The 23,343-nt window shown below is 36.8% G+C and carries 21 protein-coding genes; 10 read left to right on the top strand and 11 right to left on the bottom strand.

All coding sequences use genetic code 11. The features are described from left to right. Positions 1-10: 10 nt before the first annotated feature. From fucP to cls, 9 genes are all read left to right on the top strand, one after another. Entirely contained in the window at positions 11-1,342 is a 1,332-nt protein-coding gene (fucP, locus tag ABVM52_RS01280) for an L-fucose:H+ symporter permease (RefSeq protein WP_405382932.1), read from the top strand. Then, positions 1,339-1,674, top strand: coding sequence for an L-rhamnose mutarotase (locus tag ABVM52_RS01275; RefSeq protein WP_405382930.1), 336 nt, complete (start codon positions 1,339-1,341; stop codon positions 1,672-1,674). The genes fucP and ABVM52_RS01275 overlap by 4 nt, the downstream gene beginning before the upstream one ends. Before the next feature lie 257 nt (positions 1,675-1,931). Next, a complete protein-coding gene (locus ABVM52_RS01270; RefSeq protein ID WP_405382928.1) occupies positions 1,932-4,079 on the top strand; it encodes a VIT and vWA domain-containing protein in 2,148 nt (715 codons plus the stop codon). Positions 4,080-4,389: 310 nt separating this feature from the next. Further along, entirely contained in the window at positions 4,390-4,950 is a 561-nt protein-coding gene (locus ABVM52_RS01265) for a hypothetical protein (protein ID WP_405382926.1), read from the top strand. A 21-nt stretch (positions 4,951-4,971) separates the two neighbouring features. Next, on the top strand, positions 4,972-5,862 hold the full coding sequence (locus ABVM52_RS01260; protein ID WP_405382924.1) for an SH3 domain-containing protein: 891 nt from the start codon (positions 4,972-4,974) through the stop codon (positions 5,860-5,862). Between the two features lie 9 nt (positions 5,863-5,871). Further along, positions 5,872-6,903 carry a hypothetical protein gene (locus ABVM52_RS01255; protein WP_405382922.1) on the top strand — a complete coding sequence of 344 codons (1,032 nt, stop codon included), beginning with the start codon at positions 5,872-5,874 and terminating at the stop codon, positions 6,901-6,903. 41 nt (positions 6,904-6,944) lie between these two features. Continuing rightward, complete coding sequence (locus tag ABVM52_RS01250; protein ID WP_405382920.1) at positions 6,945-9,977, top strand: histidine kinase; 3,033 nt, start codon at positions 6,945-6,947, stop codon at positions 9,975-9,977. 6 nt (positions 9,978-9,983) lie between these two features. Then, positions 9,984-10,733, top strand: coding sequence for a LytR/AlgR family response regulator transcription factor (locus ABVM52_RS01245; protein ID WP_405382918.1), 750 nt, complete (start codon positions 9,984-9,986; stop codon positions 10,731-10,733). Positions 10,734-10,878: 145 nt separating this feature from the next. Further along, complete coding sequence (gene cls / locus ABVM52_RS01240) at positions 10,879-12,285, top strand: cardiolipin synthase (RefSeq protein WP_405382916.1); 1,407 nt, start codon at positions 10,879-10,881, stop codon at positions 12,283-12,285. Here the strand turns inward: cls and ABVM52_RS01235 are convergent, their stop codons facing one another. From ABVM52_RS01235 to ABVM52_RS01210, 6 genes are all read right to left on the bottom strand, one after another. Next, positions 12,286-12,924 carry a hypothetical protein gene (locus ABVM52_RS01235; protein ID WP_405382914.1) on the bottom strand — a complete coding sequence of 213 codons (639 nt, stop codon included), beginning with the start codon at positions 12,922-12,924 and terminating at the stop codon, positions 12,286-12,288. Positions 12,925-13,017: 93 nt separating this feature from the next. After that, the gene (locus ABVM52_RS01230) at positions 13,018-14,388 is read right to left on the bottom strand and encodes an MBL fold metallo-hydrolase RNA specificity domain-containing protein (protein ID WP_405382912.1); all 1,371 of its coding nucleotides are present in this window, start codon (positions 14,386-14,388) and stop codon (positions 13,018-13,020) included. Positions 14,389-14,392: 4 nt separating this feature from the next. Further along, positions 14,393-15,235 carry an ATP cone domain-containing protein gene (locus ABVM52_RS01225; protein WP_405382910.1) on the bottom strand — a complete coding sequence of 281 codons (843 nt, stop codon included), beginning with the start codon at positions 15,233-15,235 and terminating at the stop codon, positions 14,393-14,395. A 144-nt stretch (positions 15,236-15,379) separates the two neighbouring features. After that, entirely contained in the window at positions 15,380-16,219 is an 840-nt protein-coding gene (locus tag ABVM52_RS01220; protein WP_405382907.1) for a universal stress protein, read from the bottom strand. 64 nt (positions 16,220-16,283) lie between these two features. Continuing rightward, entirely contained in the window at positions 16,284-17,138 is an 855-nt protein-coding gene (locus tag ABVM52_RS01215; protein ID WP_405382905.1) for a universal stress protein, read from the bottom strand. Positions 17,139-17,141: 3 nt separating this feature from the next. Then, positions 17,142-17,978 (bottom strand): universal stress protein, encoded by an 837-nt coding sequence (locus ABVM52_RS01210; RefSeq protein WP_405382903.1) that lies wholly within the window; start codon positions 17,976-17,978, stop codon positions 17,142-17,144. A 113-nt stretch (positions 17,979-18,091) separates the two neighbouring features. Between ABVM52_RS01210 and ABVM52_RS01205 the strand changes: the two genes are divergently transcribed. Continuing rightward, entirely contained in the window at positions 18,092-18,385 is a 294-nt protein-coding gene (locus ABVM52_RS01205; RefSeq protein ID WP_405382901.1) for a thioredoxin family protein, read from the top strand. Positions 18,386-18,413: 28 nt separating this feature from the next. On the opposite strand, the gene ABVM52_RS01200 is transcribed toward ABVM52_RS01205, so the two are convergent. The 5 genes from ABVM52_RS01200 to ABVM52_RS01180 form a co-directional block, all read right to left on the bottom strand. Next, on the bottom strand, positions 18,414-19,256 hold the full coding sequence (locus ABVM52_RS01200; protein WP_405382899.1) for a universal stress protein: 843 nt from the start codon (positions 19,254-19,256) through the stop codon (positions 18,414-18,416). 36 nt (positions 19,257-19,292) lie between these two features. Continuing rightward, the gene (locus ABVM52_RS01195; protein WP_405382897.1) at positions 19,293-20,135 is read right to left on the bottom strand and encodes a universal stress protein; all 843 of its coding nucleotides are present in this window, start codon (positions 20,133-20,135) and stop codon (positions 19,293-19,295) included. A gap of 16 nt (positions 20,136-20,151) precedes the next feature. Continuing rightward, the gene (locus ABVM52_RS01190) at positions 20,152-20,997 is read right to left on the bottom strand and encodes a universal stress protein (RefSeq protein WP_405382894.1); all 846 of its coding nucleotides are present in this window, start codon (positions 20,995-20,997) and stop codon (positions 20,152-20,154) included. Between the two features lie 100 nt (positions 20,998-21,097). Beyond that, positions 21,098-22,147 (bottom strand): response regulator, encoded by a 1,050-nt coding sequence (locus ABVM52_RS01185; protein WP_405382892.1) that lies wholly within the window; start codon positions 22,145-22,147, stop codon positions 21,098-21,100. Further along, positions 22,144-23,298, bottom strand: a complete 1,155-nt coding sequence (locus ABVM52_RS01180) for an ATP-binding protein (protein WP_405382891.1) — start codon at positions 23,296-23,298, stop codon at positions 22,144-22,146. Before ABVM52_RS01180 ends, ABVM52_RS01185 begins: the two co-directional genes overlap by 4 nt. Between the last annotated feature and the right edge of the window lie 45 nt (positions 23,299-23,343).

Genomic DNA, 23,343 nt, shown 5'->3' with positions numbered 1-23,343 from the left:
TTAACAGCCAATGCATCAGCGACAAAAAACACCTATCGTTTCAAAAAAAGTTATCGTTCCTTTTGTATTGATTACCTCTTTGTTTGCATTATGGGGATTTGCCAACGATATCACCAACCCTATGGTATCGGCATTTAAAAAAGTTTTGGAGCTTGATAATTTTCAGGCCTCATTGGTACAGTTTGCTTTTTACGGAGGATATTTTACCATGGCTTTACCGGCCGCTATTTTTGTGAACAGGTTCTCATACAAAAAGGGAATTATATTGGGGCTTGCGCTATACGCTACCGGCGCAATGTTGTTTTATCCCGCAGCGGCTTATGAAGAGTTTAATTTTTTCTTGGCGGCCTTATATATTTTAACCTTTGGTCTTGCCTTCTTGGAAACTACGGCTAATCCTTATATATTATCCATGGGGTCAGAGGACACCGCTACACAACGTCTAAATTTGGCGCAGGCCTTTAATCCTGTTGGAGCCCTATTAGGTCTATTGGTGGCGCAAAAATTTATTCTTTCGTCCTTACGGTCAGATGATACTTTGCCAGACGGTTCCTCAGCATATACCACTTTATCCGATAGCGCTAAAGCGGTAGTGCGTACATCAGATTTGGCCGTTATACGTGATCCCTATGTGTTGCTAGGCTTGGTCGTATTGATTTTTTTGGTAGTTATCGCCATACTTAAGATGCCCCAAAACAAGGAGCAGGAGAATAAAGTGGCCGTTGGTAAATCAATAAAACGCCTTTTTAAATCGAATAAATTTGTAGGTGGGGTAGTTGCACAGGCTTTTTATGTTGGAGCCCAGATAATGTGTTGGACCTACTTATACCAATACGCTGAGTCTTTTGGCATGGATAATGCCACCGCGGTAAATTTTGGTATTGCCGCTTTAATATTGTTTTTGGTAGGTAGGGCAACGGGAACATTGTTATTAAAATATATAGATTCTGGAAAATTATTGCGACTTTTTGCCATAGGCGCTTGTTTATGTACGTTGGTCACTATTTTCGTGCCGGGTATGGTGGGGCTTTTCGCTTTGGTTATGGTATCTTTTTTTATGTCCATCATGTTTCCAACTATTTACGGTATTGCCCTTGAAGGTCAGGGAGAAGATGCAAAATTTGGAGCTGCATTCTTGGTTATGGCTATTGTAGGTGGTGCGTTAATGCCCACCTTACAAGGTGTAATACTTGATATGGGTGGTGTAGGTTATACAGATTTGGAAATTTTAGGGGTACCCGAAGTCAACTTCTCGTTCATTTTACCACTTATTTGTTTTTTGGTGGTCGCAGGCTATGGTCATTATGTGTTTAAATTGTCTCCTAAAACTATGAGGTCTTGAAAACAAGTAGACACTGTTTTATTTGTGATCTTAAGCAAGATTCCAAATTAATTGAGGAATATAAAGCCTATCATAAAAAGGTATGGCCAGAAATCATTGAAAGCATTAAAAATGCCGGGATTGTAGATATGGAAATTTACTTGCATTCCAACAGGCTATATATGATTATGGAGGTCAATGAAGATTATAATGCCGAGATAAAAGCAAAAAATGATGCAGAAAACCCCAAGGTACAAGAGTGGGAAAAGTTAATGTGGAACTACCAACAAGCCATACCTTCTGCAGAACCCGGGCAGAAGTGGGTGCCCATGGAACTGATTTTTAAGTTGTAAGCAACAACGTTACCTTATCAAAAATACTGAAGCATTTTTTATTTCATGTTCAACCCGTTTCATGAATGGTAAAAGTCCTTCGTTTTAAACCTGATTATGCCAGGTGTTATACAACGCCAAATACTAAAATTTTATATCCAAAATAACATCCTTTAACGAATTCTAGATAATACCCAACGAATTCTAAAAGCACCCAAAATTACCGTTCGTACCCCTTTAGATTTGACTTTAAATAGTAATAATCTAAAACTACGATCATGAAACCACTTTACACCTTTTTACTTTGCATTACCTGTTTTATAGGTTTTTCTCAAGATGCCGATAGTCCGTATTTACTAGTCGCTACCGAGAATGCCAATGTACCTTTAAAATCTTCAATTACAGAAGTCAACATAGCTGGTAGCATTGCCCATGTGCGGGTTACACAAGTCTATCAAAATAGAGGTGTAGAGGCCATTGAAGCCAAATATGTGTTTCCGCTTTCTACACAAGCAGCGGTTCATAAAATGCATATGATTATTGATGAGCGACTTGTTATTGCTAAAATATTTGAAAAGCAAGAGGCTCAAAAGGTGTATGATTCCGCATTGGAAGAAGGCAAACGTGCTGCTAAATTGGACCAGGACAGACCCAATGTGTTTCAAATGAATGTTGGTAATATTATGCCCGGCGATGAAATTACGTTGGACATCTATTATACTGAAATTCTGGTGCCTGTAAATGGCGAATATCAGTTTGTAGCACCAGCGGTTGTGGGACCCAGATTTACAGGTGAAAATACGGATAACGAAGAAAGTTTCAATATGCCGTATACCGCTAAAGGAATAGCAGATACGTTTAATTATGATATTTCGGTGAGGTTGAATGCGGGAATGATTATTCAGAATGTCACTAGTGCATCACACCACATAGAAGTTGAATATCCTGATGTGAAAACAGCAGAGATTGTACTATCCGAAGAAAATAAAAATCCGTCAAACAGAGATTTTATTCTAAACTACAATTTAAGGGGAAATCAAATACAGACGGGACTTTTAATGTACGAGGGTGATGATGAAAATTTCTTTGCATTTCAGATGGAACCCAAAAGTAATGTGGTGTTAGATGATATTCCGGGACGGGAGTATTTGTTCATCGTAGATGTATCGGGCTCTATGAACGGGTACCCATTAGAGGTGTCCAGAACATTGATGCGTAATCTTCTATGCGGATTGCGAATGACCGATACATTTAATGTGCAGTTATTTGCATCGAGTTCTACTATGTTTAGCGCTGTGCCTGTAGAAATTAACGAACAGAATATTGAAGCCGCCATAATGTTCTTGTCCGAAGGTCAAGGTGGAGGAGGAACACAATTGTTAAGCGCCCTAAAAACAGCATATAAGTTACCTAGAAAAGACATGAATGTAGCAAGGTCTATGGTGGTCATTACCGATGGTTATGTTAGTGTTGAAAAAGAAGCCTTTGAACTTATAGGTAACAATCTCGACCAAGCCAGTGTCTTCACCTTCGGCATTGGTTCTAGTGTCAACAGGTATTTAATAGAAGGTATGGCAAAGGTTTCCAACAGCGAATCGTTCATTGCCACAACGTCTGAAGAAGCTGTAGAAGTCGCTAAAGACTTTGCAAATTATATAGCAACTCCATTATTGACACGAGTGAAGATTGAATCGAAAGGCTTTGATATGTACGACCTTGCCCAAAAGAGTATACCTGATGTTTTCGCGGCAAGACCGGTTGTAGTACATGGAAAATATAGGGGCAAGGCAGAGGGGAAAATTATCATAACCGGTTACCAGGGTAAGAAACGTTTTAGAGAGGTTTACAATGTTTCCGATGGTAGTGTCAGCAAAACGAACAGGGCATTGGGCTACTTGTGGGCTAGAAAGAAAATAGCGGAGTTAGACGATTACAAGAAGTTATTTAATGAAGATGTGAAAGCTGAGGTGGTTGCACTAGGACTCAAATACAACTTGCTTACCAATTACACCTCATTTGTAGCCGTTGATGAAGCCATTGTCAATAGAGACGGTACGTTTAAGAACGTGAAGCAGCCCTTGCCAATGCCAAAGAATGTAAATAATTCAGCCGTAGGAGCAGAAGCAGAGGTAAAAGAGAGTAGCAAATTCAAACGCACGTTTACCATAGATTTTGATAATGAAATAGAGAAGAATGTAAAAAGACAATTGACGATGGAGTTCAAAGTGATGTATACCAAACTAATAACCGAGTACTTAAAAAAGTATGAAAGTTTGCGCATAAAATTCAATGCGGATGGAAAAGTGGTTCGTGTAGAAAAACTAGAAAATGGTAGCTGGACTGTGGATGAAAGTATGCAATTAGAATTTGAAGAAATCAATTTAAAATCCGTTAAAAAGGAAATGACATTAACACTAATAAAGTAGGCAGTATCAGTTTTCAGTAAGCAGTTTTTTAAAACGTCCCTGCCTATTGGCAGGCTGGTTTTCAAGGCACGAAGCAATCCGTATCTAGTTGGTAGCGATTGTTTCGTGCCTTTCTATATTATCTAATCTATAATTTTTCCGAGGTCTGTTTTTATTATAAAAGTCCTAGTGAAAACTAGATATAACTGATTACATACGCACTGTTCAACGAATTCTAGATGAGGTGCTACGAATACTAGAAGACCATCAAAAACAAGCGATAGCTCTGGTAATTTAGAGGTATAGAAACAAAACAACTAAAATAAAAATCATGAAAAAATTAATCCTATTAGCTTTCATTTGTAGCGTTGGTTTTGCTAAAGCACAAGAATTTCAATTAACCGATAAATACAATGTTACCCATCAAAGAAGTATTGGTCAAGAAGAGGAAGATACTTGGGCTTTGGATGTTATTGTTGCGGAAAACCCCATCAACAGTTTAGCCACATTGGTCATTACGGACTTTGGTTTATTGGATGAAATACGCATCTCGGTTTTAGAGCAGCCAGGCCTCGAGGATGTTACAGAAATTGTAAAAATCTCTATTGACTATAATACATGCTGCGCCAGCACGGAAGAGTTCTATTATTTGGTGACCAATGATGATTTTATCGCCTTACCAAGTGTAAAAAACGAGTATGGCTATGATCCTATTTCGGACATACATTACATTTTTCCAAATCAACGGTTGGGTAAGGAAGGAACCATTTTAAGAGCCGCATTACAATACACGGAAACATATACGGTCAAAGACATAAAAGTGCTAAGAAGCATTGCTTGGAACGATGATGACTTTGATACAGAAGACGCTATAACAGCAATTAATTATTAATAACCCTTAAAATTTAAAAACATGAAAAATGTAAAGAAAAGTGCCTTGTTCCTTTGCTTGTTTGCAATGGTGAACGTTTTCGCTCAAAAAGAGCAAGTTGAATTTGAAGTGATGGACAAAGAGATTCCCGCAGAAGAACTGACCTATGAGTATTTATTGGCTCACAAAGTATTTCTTCGCGAAAAACCATCAGTACGAAGTAAAAAAGTAACGCTACTGGATATTGGAACCAAAATGGTGTTGTGGGAAAAAAGCTTGTACGCTAAAGAAATAGATGGTATTAAAAGTCACTGGTACCGTGTAACAACGGGTGACCAAACTGGCTGGGTATGGGGCGGAATGATTGCTCAGAAATCCTTCGGGAGTATTGCAGACAACCAAGTAAAGTTTGTGTATGGATATGAAAGTAGTACCAAAAATGAAGCTGGCGTTATTGAAACAGCATACCAACTACGAGCATTTAAAAACGGACAACAATTGGATAAAATAGTTTTTGATAGCCTTTATGCAACTCCGGTTCATATAGAAAATCACGGTAGCCTTGGGTTGTTCAATGTTGAAGATGTGATAACGGTAGATTTAGCTGATGCGGATACTGGTTATCAAATTGGTAAGAGCTACGTATTTTGGAACAATGGTAGGTTCAAGAAAGTGGCGGATTTAATTGACTATGCAGATACCAATTACTTAAAAACAGAGCATTTTGTTTTTCCGTCGGATATGCAAGGGGTAAAGAGTACCATTTTATTGAAGACGACCATTACAAAGAATATTAAATCCTTAAATGATGCATTGGCTCAAGATAATGTAGAATTCATTACAACACCTTATGTGTGGAACGGTTCTAAACTGATTAAAAAGGAAGAAGTTCGTGAAATAAAGGATGATGCAGTAGTGAGTACTAATTTTTAAAGAACAGCTATGAATAAGTGTTTCATTTTGGTATTGGTTAGTGTACTAATGCTTGGTAGTAAGAAGCCGTTTTCGCCACAGTCGGAAACGGCTCTTGCTTACCCGTTAGAAAAAGAACGAATAGTAGAATCCATCGTTTTTATTGCAGGTGTTGATGAAGGTGATAATACTTATTATAGCAATGCAAAACGGTATTTTGAAAAGCAAGGAATACCAATTGTAGATAGTTTATATTCCATTGACGACATTATAGCCTATGTAAACAAAGCAGGGGAGCAGCATATAAAATTTCAGGAAATTAACATTGTAAGCCATAGTAATGCCTGGCTGGGTATGTCTTTGAAAACTACAGTAAAAGGCGAGCGTATTACGGTAAAAAGTTTACAACATGCGATGGCTACCAATAGCATCGCATCTAGTCGTGATGAGTTTATGAACGATACCAAGGTTATTTTTCACTCCTGCGGGTTAGGGGAAAACAAACATTTATTAAATCAATTAAAGCATGCTTTAGCGGCAGAACAAGTAATTGCTTCTCCTTATTTTAATGTATTTGGCGGTAAGTATGCCGAACATTATTTGGCAAAACCCTACTACGGTTACTACCCAACGGCAGAGTCTAAAGGTCCGGCATACCTTGCTAAAGAGTTTGAGCAAGAATATCCCAATGTAGCAATCGATTGGTTTACCGCTTTAAAGACTAGGCAAGAGTCTTCTTTTGGAAAAGCGTATAGTTTTAAATTCAATATTCCGGTTGAATGGGAATTTACTTTTGATTCCGTTACCGATATACCTACTTTAGAAGACAAAGAAGGTATTATGGATTGGATTTCGGAATCCCCTGAAATGGCTGAAACGATTTATAAATTACAAATTCCGATAGAGAAATTCCGTTGGAGAAGTACTGTGAAAGGGAATAAGTTAATAATAAAAGGAAAAACGACCGTACTGTGCGTATTGGCACCTATTTTGCAGTCCAATGATGTAAACGAGTACCAAAATGCCACGGTAGAAGACCCTTCACTTTATCAAATATTATAGTGATAAAGGCGTTAATCTAATACTTAAAAGAAAATCATTATTTGAAGTTATCTGTAAAATATGTGTTGACTGTTTTTTGTTTCTTCGGAACAATACAGTTGTTCGCGCAAAACAGTCAGCTACGCGCATATACCATTGCAGATGGTTTGCCACAGTCTCAGGTATATGATATGGTACAAAATCATATGGGTTACTTGTGGTTGGGTACACAAGGTGGTGGATTGGCAAATTTTGATGGAAATTCCTTTGAGATATGGAATGAAAGTGATGGATTACTCTCCAACTATATAGACGCCTTGTACACCTCCAATGATTCGGTTTTTGTGGGTACTAAGAAGGGACTTTCCATTAAAGTCAAGAATCAATTCGTCAATTTTGATACTCCCCAAATACTTCAAATATATCCCGGGAAGCAAGTGCTGTATATTGGCACCAAAAGAGGAGTGTATACCTATACTAAGCGCAAAAAACTCAATAAAATATCCATCCATCCAGAGATAGATAAAAGTGAAATCAATTCAATATTTTTTGATGGAAATTATTATTGGCTAGCGACCAATAAGGCGTTATGGAAACTAAATGAACTAAACGATGCTGCCACCAAAGTAAAGAAAGTTGAGGTCAATAACTTTAAGTCCGTCATTTCGCATAACAACAAGATAATTGCGGCAACTTTTGATGATGGTGTATTTATCATCAATCAAAATAATAATGATGATAAGTTTCTAATGCCAGAACCATCACGCATAAATTCCATGTCAATTCAGAATGAAGATGAGTTATGGATAACCACTGACAATGAGGGAGTTACCATTGTTGAAACCAATAAATTTTCAGAGATAAAAAGGTTGAATACCGCTAACGGTTTGGCTACTCCGCATATTAGAAAAGTCATCAATGACAATAATGGCAATATTTGGATTGCGACATCTGGTGGCGGTTTCTATAAATACTTTCAGAATAATTTCAAGCATTACAATCAGCGAACGGGTTTAAGGGGAAATCGAATATATGCCGTACATAATGCTGCGGACGGATTATGGTTTTCAACATCGGAAGCTGGTTTGGCAAAAATTGATTCCGCTGGAATCCATGTCATACCTAACGAAGGTTCATTTTTTGATGTTAAAATCAAAACCATTACCAGCGATTCAAAAGGCAATATTTGGGCAGGATCAGATAATCGTGGGGTGTTGTTTAGGGAGACTAAAATGGTAGATAGTCTGGTATTCTCATCAAGCGAGACCTATTTAATACAGATAGATACAGTTGCGGTTAAAAAGACCACCAATCATATTATTGATGAAAGTAAAGGTTTTCCATCCGATTGGGTACGAACCGTTATTGCAGCAGATGATTACGTATGGGCGGCAACCTATGCAGAAGGGATAGTGAAATTCAACTACTATTCTGATAAGGATAGTCTCGTCATCAAAAAGAAATTTACCACCCGTGATGGCATTACGGATATGCTCATCAAAGATTTCAAAAAAGACGTACAGGGTAAATTATGGTACGCTACACAAAACGGACATTTAGGTACTATTGAAAATAATAAAGTAACAAGTATTACCACAGGTTTGGAGCAACAAACCGCAATTAATAGCATATTATTTCATGAAGATTACGTTTTTCTAGGTACATCAGGAAAAGGAATTTGGTATGCGAACAGTACAAATCCTGTAAATTTTCAACAATTGAAAGGAGCTAAAAACGTATCGTCTAATAACATTTATCAGCTCATATTTGATGATCAAGGCTTTCTGTGGGCAGGTTCTGAAAGGGGAGTGGATAAAATAGAATTGAACACCGATAATGAAATTGTAGATGTTTATCATTTTGGAAGAAATGACGGATTTTTAGGCATAGAAACGTGTTTAAATGCCGTAGATAAAGATGAAGACGGTAATTTGTGGTTTGGGGCAATTTATGGGTTAACAAAACATATTCCCAGTGAAAGCAAGAAAACAGCGGCGCCACCAACAGTATATTTTACGGGAGTAGAGGAGCGGTATAAAAATATAGATTCTTTAGTTTTAAAAGATTGGACAAACAGCAACAAAGTTTTACAGTTATCTCCCGAGCAGACACAATTAGGTTTTTCCTTTAGAACGGTAGATGTAGACCACCCAAATGAGGTGGAATACAGAACAAAATTAGACGAAACGGAGTGGAGTCCGTGGGTAAAGGAGAACAAGCAGAATTTCGCTGGTCTGGCTTATGGACCTCATACTTTTCAAGTGCAATCTAGAAATTACAGATGGCAAGAAAGCAAACCCATAACATTTAGTTTTTTTATTGATAGTCCGCTATACCAAAAAGACTGGTTTCAATGGTCGGTTTTAGCATTGGCTGTATTGGTGTTATTGGGAATAGGGCTTTTTTATATCCGTAAAATCAAGGCAAAGAATAGAGCGGAACAAGAACGGTTAAAAACACAGAATTACCTGCTGACATTAGAGCAGAAAGCTCTGCAATTACAAATGAATCCCCATTTTATTTTTAATGTGTTGAACGGGGTAAAAGCAATGGCGGGTACTAAACCGGAGAAAATGGATGCTACGATCAACAGCTTTGCCATTTTGTTGAGGGAAACACTTCAGAATTCAAGAAAAGAGCACATAAGTCTAGACCAAGAAATAAAGGCGATACGGCATTACATAGAAGTGGAAAAGTTGATGGCGCAAAAGCCTTTTGAATATACCGTTAATGTAGCAACCACTCCCAATGCAGAAGAGATTTTGATTCCACCTATGTTAATTCAGCCCTTTGTGGAAAATGCCATTAGACATGGTATTTTAAAAGGCGATAGACCGGGTAAATTGGAGATTACCTTTTCAACTACAAAAACTCATTTGCAATGTAGTATTGTTGATAACGGATTAGGTATTTTTAGATCGCAGAGCGAAAAACAGAAGACAGACCATCAATCAATGGCATTAACGGTAACCAAAGAACGATTGGAATCCATTGCAGGTAAAAACAGCTTGCAGATCAGTGAAATCAAAAATGAAGATGGTAGCATTGGCGGTACCAAGATTACCTTTAAAATACCTTTACTAACAGATTATTAAAAACCTATGCATACAGCGATAATAGTAGAAGATATGATTGACGCCATGACCCTTTTAAAAAAGGATATTGAGACGCAACACCCAGAAATTGAAATTATCGCAACGGCACAGAGTGTAGTGGAAGCCGCCAAGGTGCTACGTAAAAATCAGCCCGATATTTTGTTCTTGGATATTATGTTGGGTGATGGTACGGGCTTTGATATTTTAGAGATTTTTCCCGATTTAAAATCCAAAATCATATTTGTAACCGCAAGTGATGAATTTGCGATACGTGCTTTTAAGTTTGCAGCAATCGACTATGTATTAAAACCCTATTCAAATGCCGATTTAAGCTTAGCCATTTCTAGAGCTAAAGAGCAGTTGCAACCCAACAAAGAGCGTTTGCAGATTTTGAAGGAAACTATAGCAGCGCCGGAGAAAAAGCCGAACAAGATTTCATTACATACGCTAGATCAAATTATCATTGTCAGTTTAGATGATATTATCAGATGTGAATCTGATAGTAATAATACCATTTTTCACCTTCAAGATAAACGCAAGATATTCGTAACAAAGACATTAAAATACTTTGCCGACTTATTGAGCAGTCATGATTTTGTTCGTGTGCATCAAAGTCACTTGGTGAACCTGCAATGTATTAGCGCCTACATAAAAACAGATGGCGGCTATTTAATGCTCAAGAATGGAGAGAATGTTCCGGTATCTGTCCGCAAGAAAACCGAGATTATTGAGATTCTGGATAAGATGCATCGGTAAGAAACAGCTTTAATAATAGGCTTATAGGTACCGTCCATGATAATTATCATTGAGCTATTGCAGATACGGACATATCTTGTATGTGCTATCCGTTAATACGGTAATGTGTTAGTCATTATAAAATTAGGGCGTAAATTGTAAGAGGATGTGGACTGTTATCTTTATTGGAGTTTATAGTGTTCTGACCTTAGTCATCGTTATTTCCATACTTATACATGGGGCCAGGCCCACTAAAAGTCTAGCATGGCTTCTAGCTATTTTTGCCATTCCTGTAGGAGGTATCTTTTTGTATCTTTTAATGGGAAGAAATAGAAGAAAGAACAAGTTGATCAGATTAAAAAAAAATTTGTTCAATACATTGCCAAAGCCACATACCACCCACACAGATTTGTTTGAAGGTAAATATGTCAAATTAATGACCCATTGCTATGTTGCTTCCCATTTTCCTCCAACACCCCATAATTCATTACAATTATTAAAGAACGGTAAAACTACGTTCAATACCATTTTTAATGCGTTAGAGAATGCACAACAGTACATTCATATACAGTATTATATTTTTGAAGAAGGCGAACTTGCCGAAAGGCTACTGGAATTGTTTACAAGAAAGGTTACCAATGGAGTAATTGTTAGAATGATATATGATGGTATTGGAAGTTTTTCCTTAAGTAAAAAATATATAAAAGAACTTACGCGGATAGGAGTAGAGGTGTATCCTTTTCTACCATTTAAGTTTGGTCGTTATTTTTCCTCTTTAAACTATAGAAACCACAGAAAAATTATTGTAGTAGATAGTAAAGTGGCCTTTACCGGAGGCATAAATATTTCCGATAAATATCTTAAAGGGCAAGTTGGTTTAGGAAAATGGCATGATATGCATTTAAAATTGGAAGGACCATCCGTAGAACATTTGAACCAAGTGTTTATGACAGACTGGTATTTGGTGAGTTCTAAGCTCATAAAGACAATTCTAGATAAAAACCCAGTTAAGTTTGAACCATCCAAAAAATTGGTTCAGATTGTTGCCGGTGGGCCAGACGATGATTTTCCTGTAATGGAGCAAACCTATTTTTCAATCATTAACATGGCCAATAACTATGTGTACATTACCAACCCTTACATTATACCGGGGCAAGCATTAATACGTGCATTGCTTACTGCAGCTATTAGTGGGGTGGATGTGCGGTTATTGGTTTCGGAAAATATAGATAACAAAATTGTGAGCTGGTCGGTACAATCATATTTTGAATTATTCTTAAAGGCCGGAATACGAATTTATCTTTTTCCTGATGGATTTTTACATAGTAAGATTATGGTCAGTGATGATGCCGTTTCTTCTATTGGAACCGCTAATTTGGATGATCGTAGTTTTGAGCAGAACTATGAAGTAAATGCACTGGTGTATAATATGGGTTTTGCAAAACAACTAAAGAAAGATTTTCTTCAGGACTGTGCCCTAAGTAAGGAATTGAATCACGAAGATTACAAAAAAAGGCCATGGGTTAAAAAACTCAAGGAAGGTATAGGTAGAATCTTAAGCCCGTTGTTTTAATCAATCTTCTTGTGATATAAATATTAAATCTTGATTTTCCATTGCGGTAATTACCAACTTAATATAATCCTCAATAGCCTTATCAATATCGTTTGGGTCTGTAATATCTATGATACCTCTCCATATCATAGCGCGTTCCTTTCCTTCACAAATACAGTATAATGTAGTTTCTGCGTGGTATACGGTGAATTTTTCGTAATAATTATCATCCCAATAAATGCCTTGGTGTTCCAAGTAATCATCATTAAAACGAGCTTGGTGATCATCCCATCGTTTAATAGATTTTAAAAACTTCTCACGATCTTCTGACCCAGTGATCTTAGTAAGTAAAATGGCATCGAAATCCTTATCCAAAAGGCTTTGTTCTACATTGTCAAGTTCTTTTTCTGTTTTTCTGGAATCTGTTAAGGATAGGTCAAAAACATCTATACTACGCATAGCTTCAACATCTCTCTTTTTAAATTCTTCTAACAACTCGGTTTCAAAATGAGTACGGGTATCATTGTTTTTGGCCATACCTACCAATAGTACTTTATTGGCATGAAACAGGACAATATCTGGGTTTTTCCAATTTTCCACCAAACTGATGGATGAGCAGCTCATAAATACTAAGGCAAGGAGGGTCAAAACTTTTTTCATGGGTATGATGTATTGGTCTTTAAGGCGACAATGTAGCGCAAAAAACTAATGACATCTATGATATTGGTCAGCTTGTTCGTTCCTTATATAAAGCTATATCCACAACTCAAAAACCTCGTTCAGTTTAGGAATATGGCAGTCCCATCCTTTAATATCTTTAATTTTCACCCTAAATGCGTCTAATGCAGTAGGTTCACCATGTATAAGGAACACTTTTTCGGGAATATTTTTAATGGCATTTATCCAATGTAGTAGGCCGTGCTGATCGGCGTGTGCAGAAAGACTTTCTATAAGATGAATACTTGCTTTTACAGGGTAATACTTTCCATGAATTTTAAGTTCATGAGCACCTTCTAACAATTGTCTTCCCCTGGTGCCCTCAGCTTGAAATCCTACTAGTAATACTTTGGTACTTGGTTCATCAATAAGCTGTTTTAAATAAGTAAGGACCCTACCGCCGGTAACCATACCGCTACCTGCTATAACAACTTTTGGTCTTTTATCGTCAATTGTTGACCATGTATCCGCATAGGATGTAATAATGGTAAAGTGATTGCACATGGCCTGGTATTCCTTGGGGCTAAGTTTATGCCAATTTGGAAATTGTTCAAATACATCCAACACATTGTTGCCCATTGGGCTGTCAATGAATATAGGGATATTGGGAATAACGTTCTTTTTGTACAGTTGCCATAAAATATACATGAGCAGCTGTAATCTTTCTACGGCAAAGGAAGGTATGATCAATGTACCCTGATCATGTATGGTTTTAACAATGAGTTGACTTAATATTTCCGTGATATCTTCCTTGGGGTGTAGTTTATTACCATAGGTGCTTTCCAAGAAAAGAAAGTCTGCCCATTGGGGACGTTCTGGAGGATTTAATAATTCATCATCCAATCTTCCAATATCACCGGAGAACACAAATGTTTTTTTATAAATTTCAAGCTCAATAAAAGTGGCGCCAATAATATGTCCGTTGTATTTAAATTTGAACCTACACTGATCAGAAAGTGTGATCCACTCATCTTTTTCGCAACTTGAAAATAAAGAAATAGTGGCTTCTGCCTCTTTTATGGTATAAAAGGGTAGTGCTGGAGCATGCTTTGAAAATCCTTCTTCATTGGCTTTTTTTGCTTGCTCTTCTTGTATTTTTGCACTATCCAATAAAATGGTCCGGGCAATGGAAAGTGTTGGTTCCGTACCCAGTATATGGCCGTTGAACCCTTCTTTAACCAACCTTGGCAAATATCCTGTATGGTCCAAATGACCATGTGTAAGTAGAACATAGTCAATATTGGAAACATCAATAGGCAAAGGTTCCCAATTTTTTACGCGCAGTTCCTTAAGGCCTTGAAACATACCACAATCTATCATTATATTTTTTTCTGGCGTTTCCAGATAAAATTTAGAACCCGTTACGGTACCCGATGCCCCTAGGAAGGATATTTTAATTTTATTCATGGTGTTATGGGTTACAGAGTTGATCTATTTCATTCAATATTTTGGTCTTTCTCTCCATAGAAACACCCAAATGATCTAGAAAGAATTTATCACGTACCAATTGTCTACAAAGAACAACATTGCGGCCTAATAAAAATTGTTTTTCCCGGTCCGTGAGCAGAGTACTCACGGTAATGGGGTAGAGGCTCAATCTATCGATCCTGTCCTTAAGTCCGTCATTGGTGGGGTGGTCCCAGCTTAAGAGATAAAGGTTTGCACATTTACCATAGGCCAACGCATCTTCCGTAAATCTAGTGTTGGTGACCACCCAGCCCTTGTCCAACGGCTTATTATTGCTATTGGTTACCCAATGGGCCTTAACATCGTTATATCTTGAATGTATATATAGCGGAACTTTTACATTACAGTTACGACCTTCCTCATTATGGAATTTACATTCGATCACGGTAGCCATTTCATTTTTTTCTGCAACGACATCAATTTCATGGGTTACACATGCACCGTTTAGAACAACATCTATATTAACGGTATAGCCAGAATATTGTAAGATGGCACCAACAAAACGCTCAAAAGGAAAGCCGGTTGGCCCTAGTTCATAAATGGCCTTTTTAAGTTTGTATTTAGAAGCGTATACGGATTTGTGCTGTTTAAGCAATGCATATGCCCGGTTATATATTTCATTGGTGGTAATACCTTCATAAAGTTCTTCGGTAACTTTGCTTAGGATTTCCTCTACCAATTCATGATCCGCCCCACTATGCTTTAAGGATGTTCTTAGCTTATCTAACGAAAACTTAACCCTTTGTCCAGATGATTTTATGATTTCAATAGTGTGGTGCGTATTCATATCAATTTTTTAAATGAATATCCAAAAGGGGTAACGGCATTATTAATATATAGTAGAATATTGATCATTAGTGTTCAAAAGCCCTGTATGTATTTAATACGGATGAGGTATACACGTATATAGACTTAAGGAATGATAATGTCATCAATGTAAAGCTAGAATTGGTATGGTGGAATCATAGCCTATAGCCTTCACCAAAGGTTTGGAGAAAACACTGCTGAAAAAGATGTGTTTGTGATTGATGAATGCTATGATATCACTGTTTCTCTCCGTAACAAAAGATTGAATACCCTTTGCTAAATTACGTTCAGGTAGTATATGGAAATCATGCTCGGCTTCACTTAAAATAGCATGTAATAATTTTTTATTATCCTGTTGCAGCTGGGAAAGTTCCATAGACTTGTTAAGGTGAAGAATAGCAATATTGGCCTGGTGCATTTTTGCTATTTCCATTAAATATCTGAGCTCCGACCTTTTAAAAGAGTCTTTGTAATCTGTAGGAAATACAATTTCTCTAGGCGGGGAAAAGGAATATTCACTTGGTATGGCCATTACCGGGCATTCCCTTATTTTTTCCATGGCCATCACCGTATTACTACCCATTAAGGTGCCTTTAGAGCCACTGGCGCCATGTGTTCCCATAACAACAAGTTCTATATCTTTATCTGCTATGATTTTTTTAATAGCCTCGGATAAAAAGTTATAGGTAGAAATGGTAAAGAAATTATGTTTAAAATTATCGCCATGCGCAGCAAGGGATTCCAAGAGTTTTAGGAAGTTTTTTTCTGATTTCTCCTTTGCCCTGATAAAGACTTCACTGTCTTCATCTGGCATTATTAAATTGGTGTTCGTATAGGTTTCAACACTAAAGACATTTAGAAAATAAAAATCGCAATGCAATTTTGCATATAGGTCTATTGCATACCGTATAGCGTTTAAGGCATTTTTAGAAAAATCAGTGGGTATAAGTATACGCTTGTCCATAGTAAAACCTGTTAGATTGTTTTTTAAATGTATAGTTCATTTCTATTGTATACTATGATATATATCAGTCGTTCAGCGGCAGAATTAGAAAAGGTACTGCGGCATAAATACTTAAGTCCATGATTACGGGTTCTGTTACAATACGTTCAAAAAAATTCTTTCTATGATAGGCCATGGCTAAGAATTTAAAGTCTCTAGAAGATAAAAAGTCTTGAATAATAGAAGCTTTGTTCGCGTAATTTAAGACTTCTTCAAAATTATGAGGAGTTTGTGCAAATGAAAGCCGCAGGAGCTTTTTGTTAGAAACCTGCTTATGGGTCATGATTTCAGACTCTTTAATATGAAGTACATTGATAGCTGCTTTGGTAATTTTAGAAATGGTCAATAACATGGCCAAGGTGCTGCGCGTACACCCTTTTTTTAAGTCGGTGACAAATGCAATGTTTTCAAATGGTGTATAGTCAACTTCTTTGGGTACAGCTAAAATAGGGCACTGGGTTATGGTTTTTGCAATTTGTATGGTATTGCTTCCCATAAATAGTTCCTTGGCACCGGTCTGTCCCTTATTTCCCATCACAATGAGGTCCACTGAAAGATTTTTCAAGGTTTTTGAAATTGTATTTAAAAGGGTGTTCTTACTGGCAATCATTTGGAAATCATGATGTTTAATACCAGTATCCAATGTTATTTTATGAACGGTCTCGGTAAGTTTTTCCTGAGATACTTGGTGTAGGTCAGCGAGTTCTTTTTTAGTTACAAAAAGTCCTTTGCTAGAACCTAAGGATGAACTGTGGTCATTATAGCAATTAATGATATGAAAGGTACATTGCACAGTGGCGAAAAGTTGCGTAACATAAAAGAGAGCATTATAGGCCTCATGGGAAAAGTCTGTAGCAACTATGATATTTTTTGATTGCATGTTTTAAAATTGAGGAATTACCATAAAGGGTATGTTTACATGAAACCCTATCTTTTTTATTACCGGTTCAATGAAAAGGCGCTCAAAAAATGTATGCTTGTTTTTAACCATGACCAATAGATTAATTTTTTGTTTTAACTGAAAATCGTTTATGGCGGTTATGATTTCATTACTGGGTACATCATGAAACAATGCCTTTCTGTGTAATACTAGTTCCAATTGTTTTTGGTGTTTCTTTTGCATGGGATTAAGGTCGTAGCCTGTATGAACATGCATAACATTGATAAGTGAGCCGTGTATCCTTACAATATGAATTAGTTGTGATAGGTCTTGCTCATTGAGTGATACTTCATAGTCTGTTGGAAATAGGACTTGCTCCGGTATTTCATATTCAAAACCAGAAGGTATGGCCATAACCGGGCATTGTGCATTTTTAATGACATGTACCGTATTGGTACCCAACAGTATTTCCTTTGCACCGGTAGCGCCTTGTGTCCCCATTATAACCATATCTATTCCTTCTGCTTGAACTGTACGGGTTACTTCACTAGAAAGTACATTTAAGGCGGTGTGCGTTATGAAGGTATGTAAGGGGTTGTTGAAATCACTAACAAGTTGATTTTTTAGCTCTTCCAGGGCAGACATTGAATTTTGCTGAACAATATCGCCCAACCCAATTTGAGCTGGGCTGCCCATCAGATATTCCGTATGGTATACAGGGGGCATATAACTATTTAATAAATAAAATGTGCATTTGGTATCCTTGTATAATGTAAGTGCATACCTTATTGCATTCAAGGCGTTGGTAGAAAAATCCGTAGGTAACAAAATACGTGTCATAATGTTTATTTTATGACATGAAATTACGTAGTATCCATTAGTTGTGTTATGATATTCGTCAGTTGTTAGCTTTTTGTATATTATTAATATTGAAACACTTAAAAGCTTTAATTATGGGGTTTAGGAAAGAAATAAGTTCAGAAATACCTACGTTGGTACATTTTTTTGCACCATGGTGTTTACCCTGTAAAACAATGACTACTATTCTGCATAGTATCCGTAGCGAAACAAATGGGCTATTTAATTTATTGGAAATAGATGTGGACATCAAGAAAAAACTTGCGCGTAGGTATAAAATAAAAAGTGTTCCAACATTACTATTGTTTAAAAATGGAGAACCCCTATGGAGACATTTAGGTATGTTGGATAAAGTAGAAATTAAAAAAATACTGTCAGAACTTGCTTGAAATCTGCATAGACCAGCAATAATGGGGATTACGTTTCATGAATGACAAGAAATGGCACTTTGGTGTGATAACTAATTTTCTCTACGTTAGGCCTAAAGAGAATACGCTCTAAAAAATTTAGGTTTTTGGCAACCATGACCAGTAAGTCCAGATTTCTACTCTCCGTAAAACATTGAATAGATTCATCTATCTTCTTTCCCGTGACCACATGAAAAGAACATTCTATATCCTTAAAATGATCAAGTAAAAATGTCTTGTTACATTCTTGTATAGGACTTAGTTGTTCGTTTCTCAAGGAAACAAATAAAAGGCGTAAAGACGCATTTTTTAAAGAAACAATATCTTTTAAGGTTTGTAAGATTTTATAATGGTATTTTAATTGAAAATCTGAAGGTAAACCAATTTCCTTTACACTGTGGTATGTTGTTTGTTCTGGTACGGCCATGACCGTACATGGAACTTTTGTAATAACATCTCCCGTATTACTACCTATTGAAACTGATTTTAATCCGCTGGCACCTTTTGTTCCCATTACAATGAGATCAATATTTTTTTCCGTCACTTGCCTTTTTATATGATCGGTTAGAAAACCATAGCATGCCAGTGTACTGAATTCATGTTTTACATTAAGCGGTAGTTGCTCAATTCTTTTGATCAAGATTTTTAATTTCTCATTACTTTCCTCCAGTAACGTTTCTTCTAATAATTCTGGGGCAAGATACATAGCCGTTTCTCCACTAACGTTGGTGTTGATGGCATTTACATTAAGTATGTGAAACGTACAGTGGGTTTTTTTAAAAAAAGAAATGGCATATAGCAGTGCATTCCACGCATTTTCTGAAAAATCTGTTGGGATTAAAATATTTTTCATTGTTTATATTATTGAAATTCTGTCAAGATTAAAATGTTATTGGGGCAGGAACAATACCGGTACATTGGCATGAAATGCCAGTTTGTTAACTACCGCTTCTCCTATTACCTTTTCCCAGAATGTATGTTGATGCCTAATAATTCCTAAAATACTGCTAGTATCATAGGCAATATATTTGTTAAGACTGGTAGAAACATTAACCTCAAAAGGAATGTTTTTAAATCTAAGGTCAAAGTCATGCAGATGTTCAATAAGTTTTTTCTTGTTCATTTGCTGCTCATCGCTAAGAACAAATTCCACGGCCACATGTACAACCTCTATTCCTGCTTGCCATATTTTGGTTAGTTCTACCAGGGGTTCCAGCTCATTCTTCTTAAACGGAACTGTAAAATCCGTAGCGAACATAACCGTTTTTAATCGCTGAAAATTATAACCCGCAGGTATGGCAATAATGGGGATATGGGTAACGGTTTTAAGCACTTTTACCGTATTACTGCCCAAGAATACCTCCTTTGCCCCTGTAGCCCCCTGTGTGCCCATAATTACTATGTCAATATCTTTTTGTGTAATTATTGAGGTTACCGCATCTGTCAATGAACCCGCTTTTGAAATGGTAGTAATTTCGTGATTGGTATTTTTGTGATTAATTTGAAAATAAGAGAACATTTCTTCCAGTTCCTGTTCAGAATATTTTTTTAGAGAATCATAGATTACCCCCAAACGCTGTTGGGTCTTACTACCCATAACATTTAGGGCAGAAGGTTCATAGGCATGCAGAAGATAAAAATGACACCGCGTTTGGGCATACATTTTTAAAGCCGTAAAAATTGAATTCCAAGAATTTTCTGAAAAATCTGTTGTAACTAAAATTTTTTTCATGATTGTACTATTAAGGTTATCGGGGTAAATTTTGCATCACTAAAAATGGAACAGGAGGCTTAAGTCCAATCTCATCTATCGTGGACCTATATAGCATATCTTCTATAAAGGAATGACGGGAATTTACCATGACCAATAAGGTAATATCATGTTCTTGTATATAGTCCATTATTGCCTTGGACCTATTTTTTACTGGGGTAACCACAAATGACATTCGAGCATGGGGGAGTGATTCTTGCAAGAATCTTTTATTGTCTAATTGTCTTAAACTCAAATCCTCAAAATCCGATATATAAAGGCTATGGACCTGTGCTTTGAATTGGGCGACCAAATTATCCAACAGTTTAAGCTCTCTTCTTTTATAGGGCACCATATAATCTGTGGGGAAGAGAATATTTTTTGGCTGTTCGTACTCAATTTCATCAGGAATGGCCAGAACCGGACATTGCACATATTTAAAAACTTGTATGGTATTGCTACCAAAGGTAATGCCTGCATCATCTGTCTTGCCTTTGGTCCCCATAATTAAAAGGTCAATATTTTTTAGGTTACAAAAATTATTGACTGCATCTACGAGCGATTCAAAAGAAGATACAGCCTCATATATATGCTTGGGATTATGCGTGCGCTCCCTAATTTTACTCACCAAATCCTTAAGCTTGCTATCGGTTAATTTTTTAATGGACTTTTTATCTTTTTCAAAATTGGTATCATCTATTTTATGAAACGGTCCATATACTTCATCTGCGTAGGCATGCATGAAATAAAAATTAACACGCTCACACTTAAACAGGTTTAAAGCATAGGAAATGGCATGATCTGCATTGCTAGAGAAATCTGTGGGTATGAGTATATTTTTCATAAGTATTCTGTTTGTAGACATCATAAAAGTATTTGAGGTCCAAAAGAAAACCTATGATAATTATCATAAGGCAAGTATAGTGGGTGCTAATTAGAAGACTTTAGGTAATGTAACGTAATACTTTAAGTTCTTTTATACGGATGTTCCTACCTTCAATTTCAATTAAGCCTTCCTTTTTAAAGCTAGATAAGGTACGTATGAGACTTTCCGTTGCTATACCGGCAACACTTGCTAGATCAGAACGGGAAATCCTTATGGGTTTAGAGGCATCATTGTTCATGACTTCGGCAAACTGTAGTAGGGTTTGGGCAGTTTTCTTTCGTACGGAACTATAAGCCATTTGTAGTAGTTGATGCTTTATATCAGAAATGTTATCAGATAAAAGAGTCATGAGCTCTAAGGGTATGGTATGGTTTTCAGAAACAATTTGGTGTAGCTGTTCTTTACTGACCGCAGCTAACTCTACCGGTTCTAGGGCAGTGGCAGATTCTTGATTTGCACTATTGTCCATTAAGGATGTAAAACCAAGAAAATCATCGGCATGATATAGCGTAGTAATCAATTCCTTACCATCTTCATCCATGGTATGGCACTTTACGGCTCCTTTTAAAATAAGGTATACATAAGTAGATCGCGCCCCTTCTTCATAAATGGTTTCCCCTTCATTGATTTTAATAATTTCTCCGTTATCATCAAAAAAATTCTTTAATTGGTTGAGGTTACCAATGGCATCTGGGTCATTAACGGCCTCTTTGGTATTCGTTTTTAATTGCTGAAGTAATTTGGATTTTGCCAACCTACTTTCAATGGCGCTAATAAGCTCGTCTTCCTCAAAAGGTTTGGTTAAGTAATCATCAGCACCAAGGTCCATTCCTTTGCGAACGGCTTTGTGCTCCGTAATGGCTGATAAAAAAATGAATGGGATATATTGGGTAGTCTCATCGGTAGAAAGCGCATTCAATACTCCATACCCATCAACCTCTGGCATCATGATATCACATACAATAATATGTGGTTTTTTTTCCTTGGCCGTTGCTATTCCAATTTTTCCATTGGGGGCCGTAATAACTTCATATCCAGATAATTCTAAAAGTTCTGCGGTATTTTCCCTTAAAATATTGTCATCTTCTATTAGTAAAACGGTTTTCATTGGGTAGTGCTTTTAATAGTTTTGGGTATTTGAATGGTAAATGTTGAACCTACGTTTTCTTGGCTTTCGAAAGATAGTGTGGACCCTAAGTTTTCAAGATGTTGTTTGGATATGTTTAAACCTATGCCCGTACCTTGGTTAAGAAGCGCATTTTCTGCTCTAAAATACCGATCAAATATATGTTTTTGCTGTTTTTTTGGAATTCCTATACCTTCATCCACAACTTGAATTATAAAGTTATCATCCGTAATGGTAAAAATAATTTTAATAGTGGTTTCCTCCGGAGAATATTTTATGGCATTCTGTAATAAATTGGATAGGGCAAGTGCCAATGTTTTTTCATCGAATGTTACAACCACTTCATCAACATTGTCAGGGTACCGTATCTGCTGTCCAGTTTTTAATAGCATATTGGCATCATAGACCACTTCATTTATGACCCTGCTTAAAGGAAAAGCTTCAATGGTGTATTTTACTTTACCAAGTTCCAAACGTTCAACAGATAAAAAATCGTTTAGTATGGTGTCTAATTGCCTTACCTTGGACTTTATAGTATTTACATGTTTATCTCGTTTTTCCTGTTGGGTACTTTCCTTGTATTTTGATAATAGGGTCACAGAGGTTAAAATACTGCTCAGGGGTGTTTTGAATTCATGGGAAACTAAGGATAAAAAACGTGTTTTAAGTTCGTTGAGTTCTTTTTCCTTCTCTAGGGCATCGGTTAATTGCTTGGTACGCTCCTTAACGGTCTGTTCAAGGTTTAAGGTGTAGTTCTTGCGCTCGGTTATATCCGTGACCAAAGCCATAACGTAGGATTGGCCGTAGAGCGTAAATGGGTTAAGACCGGCCTCTACCGGAAATTCCTCACCGTTTTTCCTTAATCCGCTTAAATCCCTACCATGGCCCATTTTCCGTTTTTCGCTTTTTTTCATGAAGCTTGAAAAGTGACCTCCGTGTTTATGATGATAGCGCCTTGGTATAATACACTCTAGCGCTTTACCTATAAGTTCATTTTTTTTGTAACCAAACATTTCCTCGGCAGAGGAATTGGTGGCTACAATTTCTTGGGAGGTATTTACCAAGATGATTCCTTCGGAAATTCCTTCTGATAGTAGTTGGAAAATATTACTATCCTTTTCAAAAACGTTCATTTCTAAATATAATCCTTAACTGATAATTATCATAGTAAAGGGGAT

This window comes from Maribacter sp. LLG6340-A2, assembly GCF_045057105.1.
In the GTDB taxonomy this organism is placed as follows: domain Bacteria; phylum Bacteroidota; class Bacteroidia; order Flavobacteriales; family Flavobacteriaceae; genus Maribacter.
Note: the sequence above shows the minus strand (reverse complement) of the source record. Positions and strands in the feature narration are given on the sequence as shown.

Bases quoted from the DNA above. Each gene is read 5' to 3' on its own strand.
- ABVM52_RS01230 (WP_405382912.1), bottom strand. From the start codon at position 14,388: ATGAATAAAATTAAAATATCCTTCCTAGGGGCATCGGGTACCGTAACG.
- fucP (WP_405382932.1), top strand. From the start codon at position 11: ATGCATCAGCGACAAAAAACACCTATCGTTTCAAAAAAAGTTATCGTT.
- ABVM52_RS01215 (WP_405382905.1), bottom strand. From the start codon at position 17,138: ATGCAATCAAAAAATATCATAGTTGCTACAGACTTTTCCCATGAGGCC.
- ABVM52_RS01245 (WP_405382918.1), top strand. From the start codon at position 9,984: ATGCATACAGCGATAATAGTAGAAGATATGATTGACGCCATGACCCTT.
- ABVM52_RS01260 (WP_405382924.1), top strand. From the start codon at position 4,972: ATGAAAAATGTAAAGAAAAGTGCCTTGTTCCTTTGCTTGTTTGCAATG.
- ABVM52_RS01210 (WP_405382903.1), bottom strand. From the start codon at position 17,978: ATGACACGTATTTTGTTACCTACGGATTTTTCTACCAACGCCTTGAAT.
- ABVM52_RS01220 (WP_405382907.1), bottom strand. From the start codon at position 16,219: ATGGACAAGCGTATACTTATACCCACTGATTTTTCTAAAAATGCCTTA.
- ABVM52_RS01235 (WP_405382914.1), bottom strand. From the start codon at position 12,924: ATGAAAAAAGTTTTGACCCTCCTTGCCTTAGTATTTATGAGCTGCTCA.
- cls (WP_405382916.1), top strand. From the start codon at position 10,879: ATGTGGACTGTTATCTTTATTGGAGTTTATAGTGTTCTGACCTTAGTC.
- ABVM52_RS01255 (WP_405382922.1), top strand. From the start codon at position 5,872: ATGAATAAGTGTTTCATTTTGGTATTGGTTAGTGTACTAATGCTTGGT.
- ABVM52_RS01200 (WP_405382899.1), bottom strand. From the start codon at position 19,256: ATGAAAAATATTTTAATCCCAACAGATTTTTCAGAAAATGCGTGGAAT.
- ABVM52_RS01205 (WP_405382901.1), top strand. From the start codon at position 18,092: ATGGGGTTTAGGAAAGAAATAAGTTCAGAAATACCTACGTTGGTACAT.
- ABVM52_RS01265 (WP_405382926.1), top strand. From the start codon at position 4,390: ATGAAAAAATTAATCCTATTAGCTTTCATTTGTAGCGTTGGTTTTGCT.
- ABVM52_RS01195 (WP_405382897.1), bottom strand. From the start codon at position 20,135: ATGAAAAAAATTTTAGTTACAACAGATTTTTCAGAAAATTCTTGGAAT.
- ABVM52_RS01190 (WP_405382894.1), bottom strand. From the start codon at position 20,997: ATGAAAAATATACTCATACCCACAGATTTCTCTAGCAATGCAGATCAT.
- ABVM52_RS01270 (WP_405382928.1), top strand. From the start codon at position 1,932: ATGAAACCACTTTACACCTTTTTACTTTGCATTACCTGTTTTATAGGT.
- ABVM52_RS01225 (WP_405382910.1), bottom strand. From the start codon at position 15,235: ATGAATACGCACCACACTATTGAAATCATAAAATCATCTGGACAAAGG.
- ABVM52_RS01185 (WP_405382892.1), bottom strand. From the start codon at position 22,147: ATGAAAACCGTTTTACTAATAGAAGATGACAATATTTTAAGGGAAAAT.
- ABVM52_RS01180 (WP_405382891.1), bottom strand. From the start codon at position 23,298: ATGAACGTTTTTGAAAAGGATAGTAATATTTTCCAACTACTATCAGAA.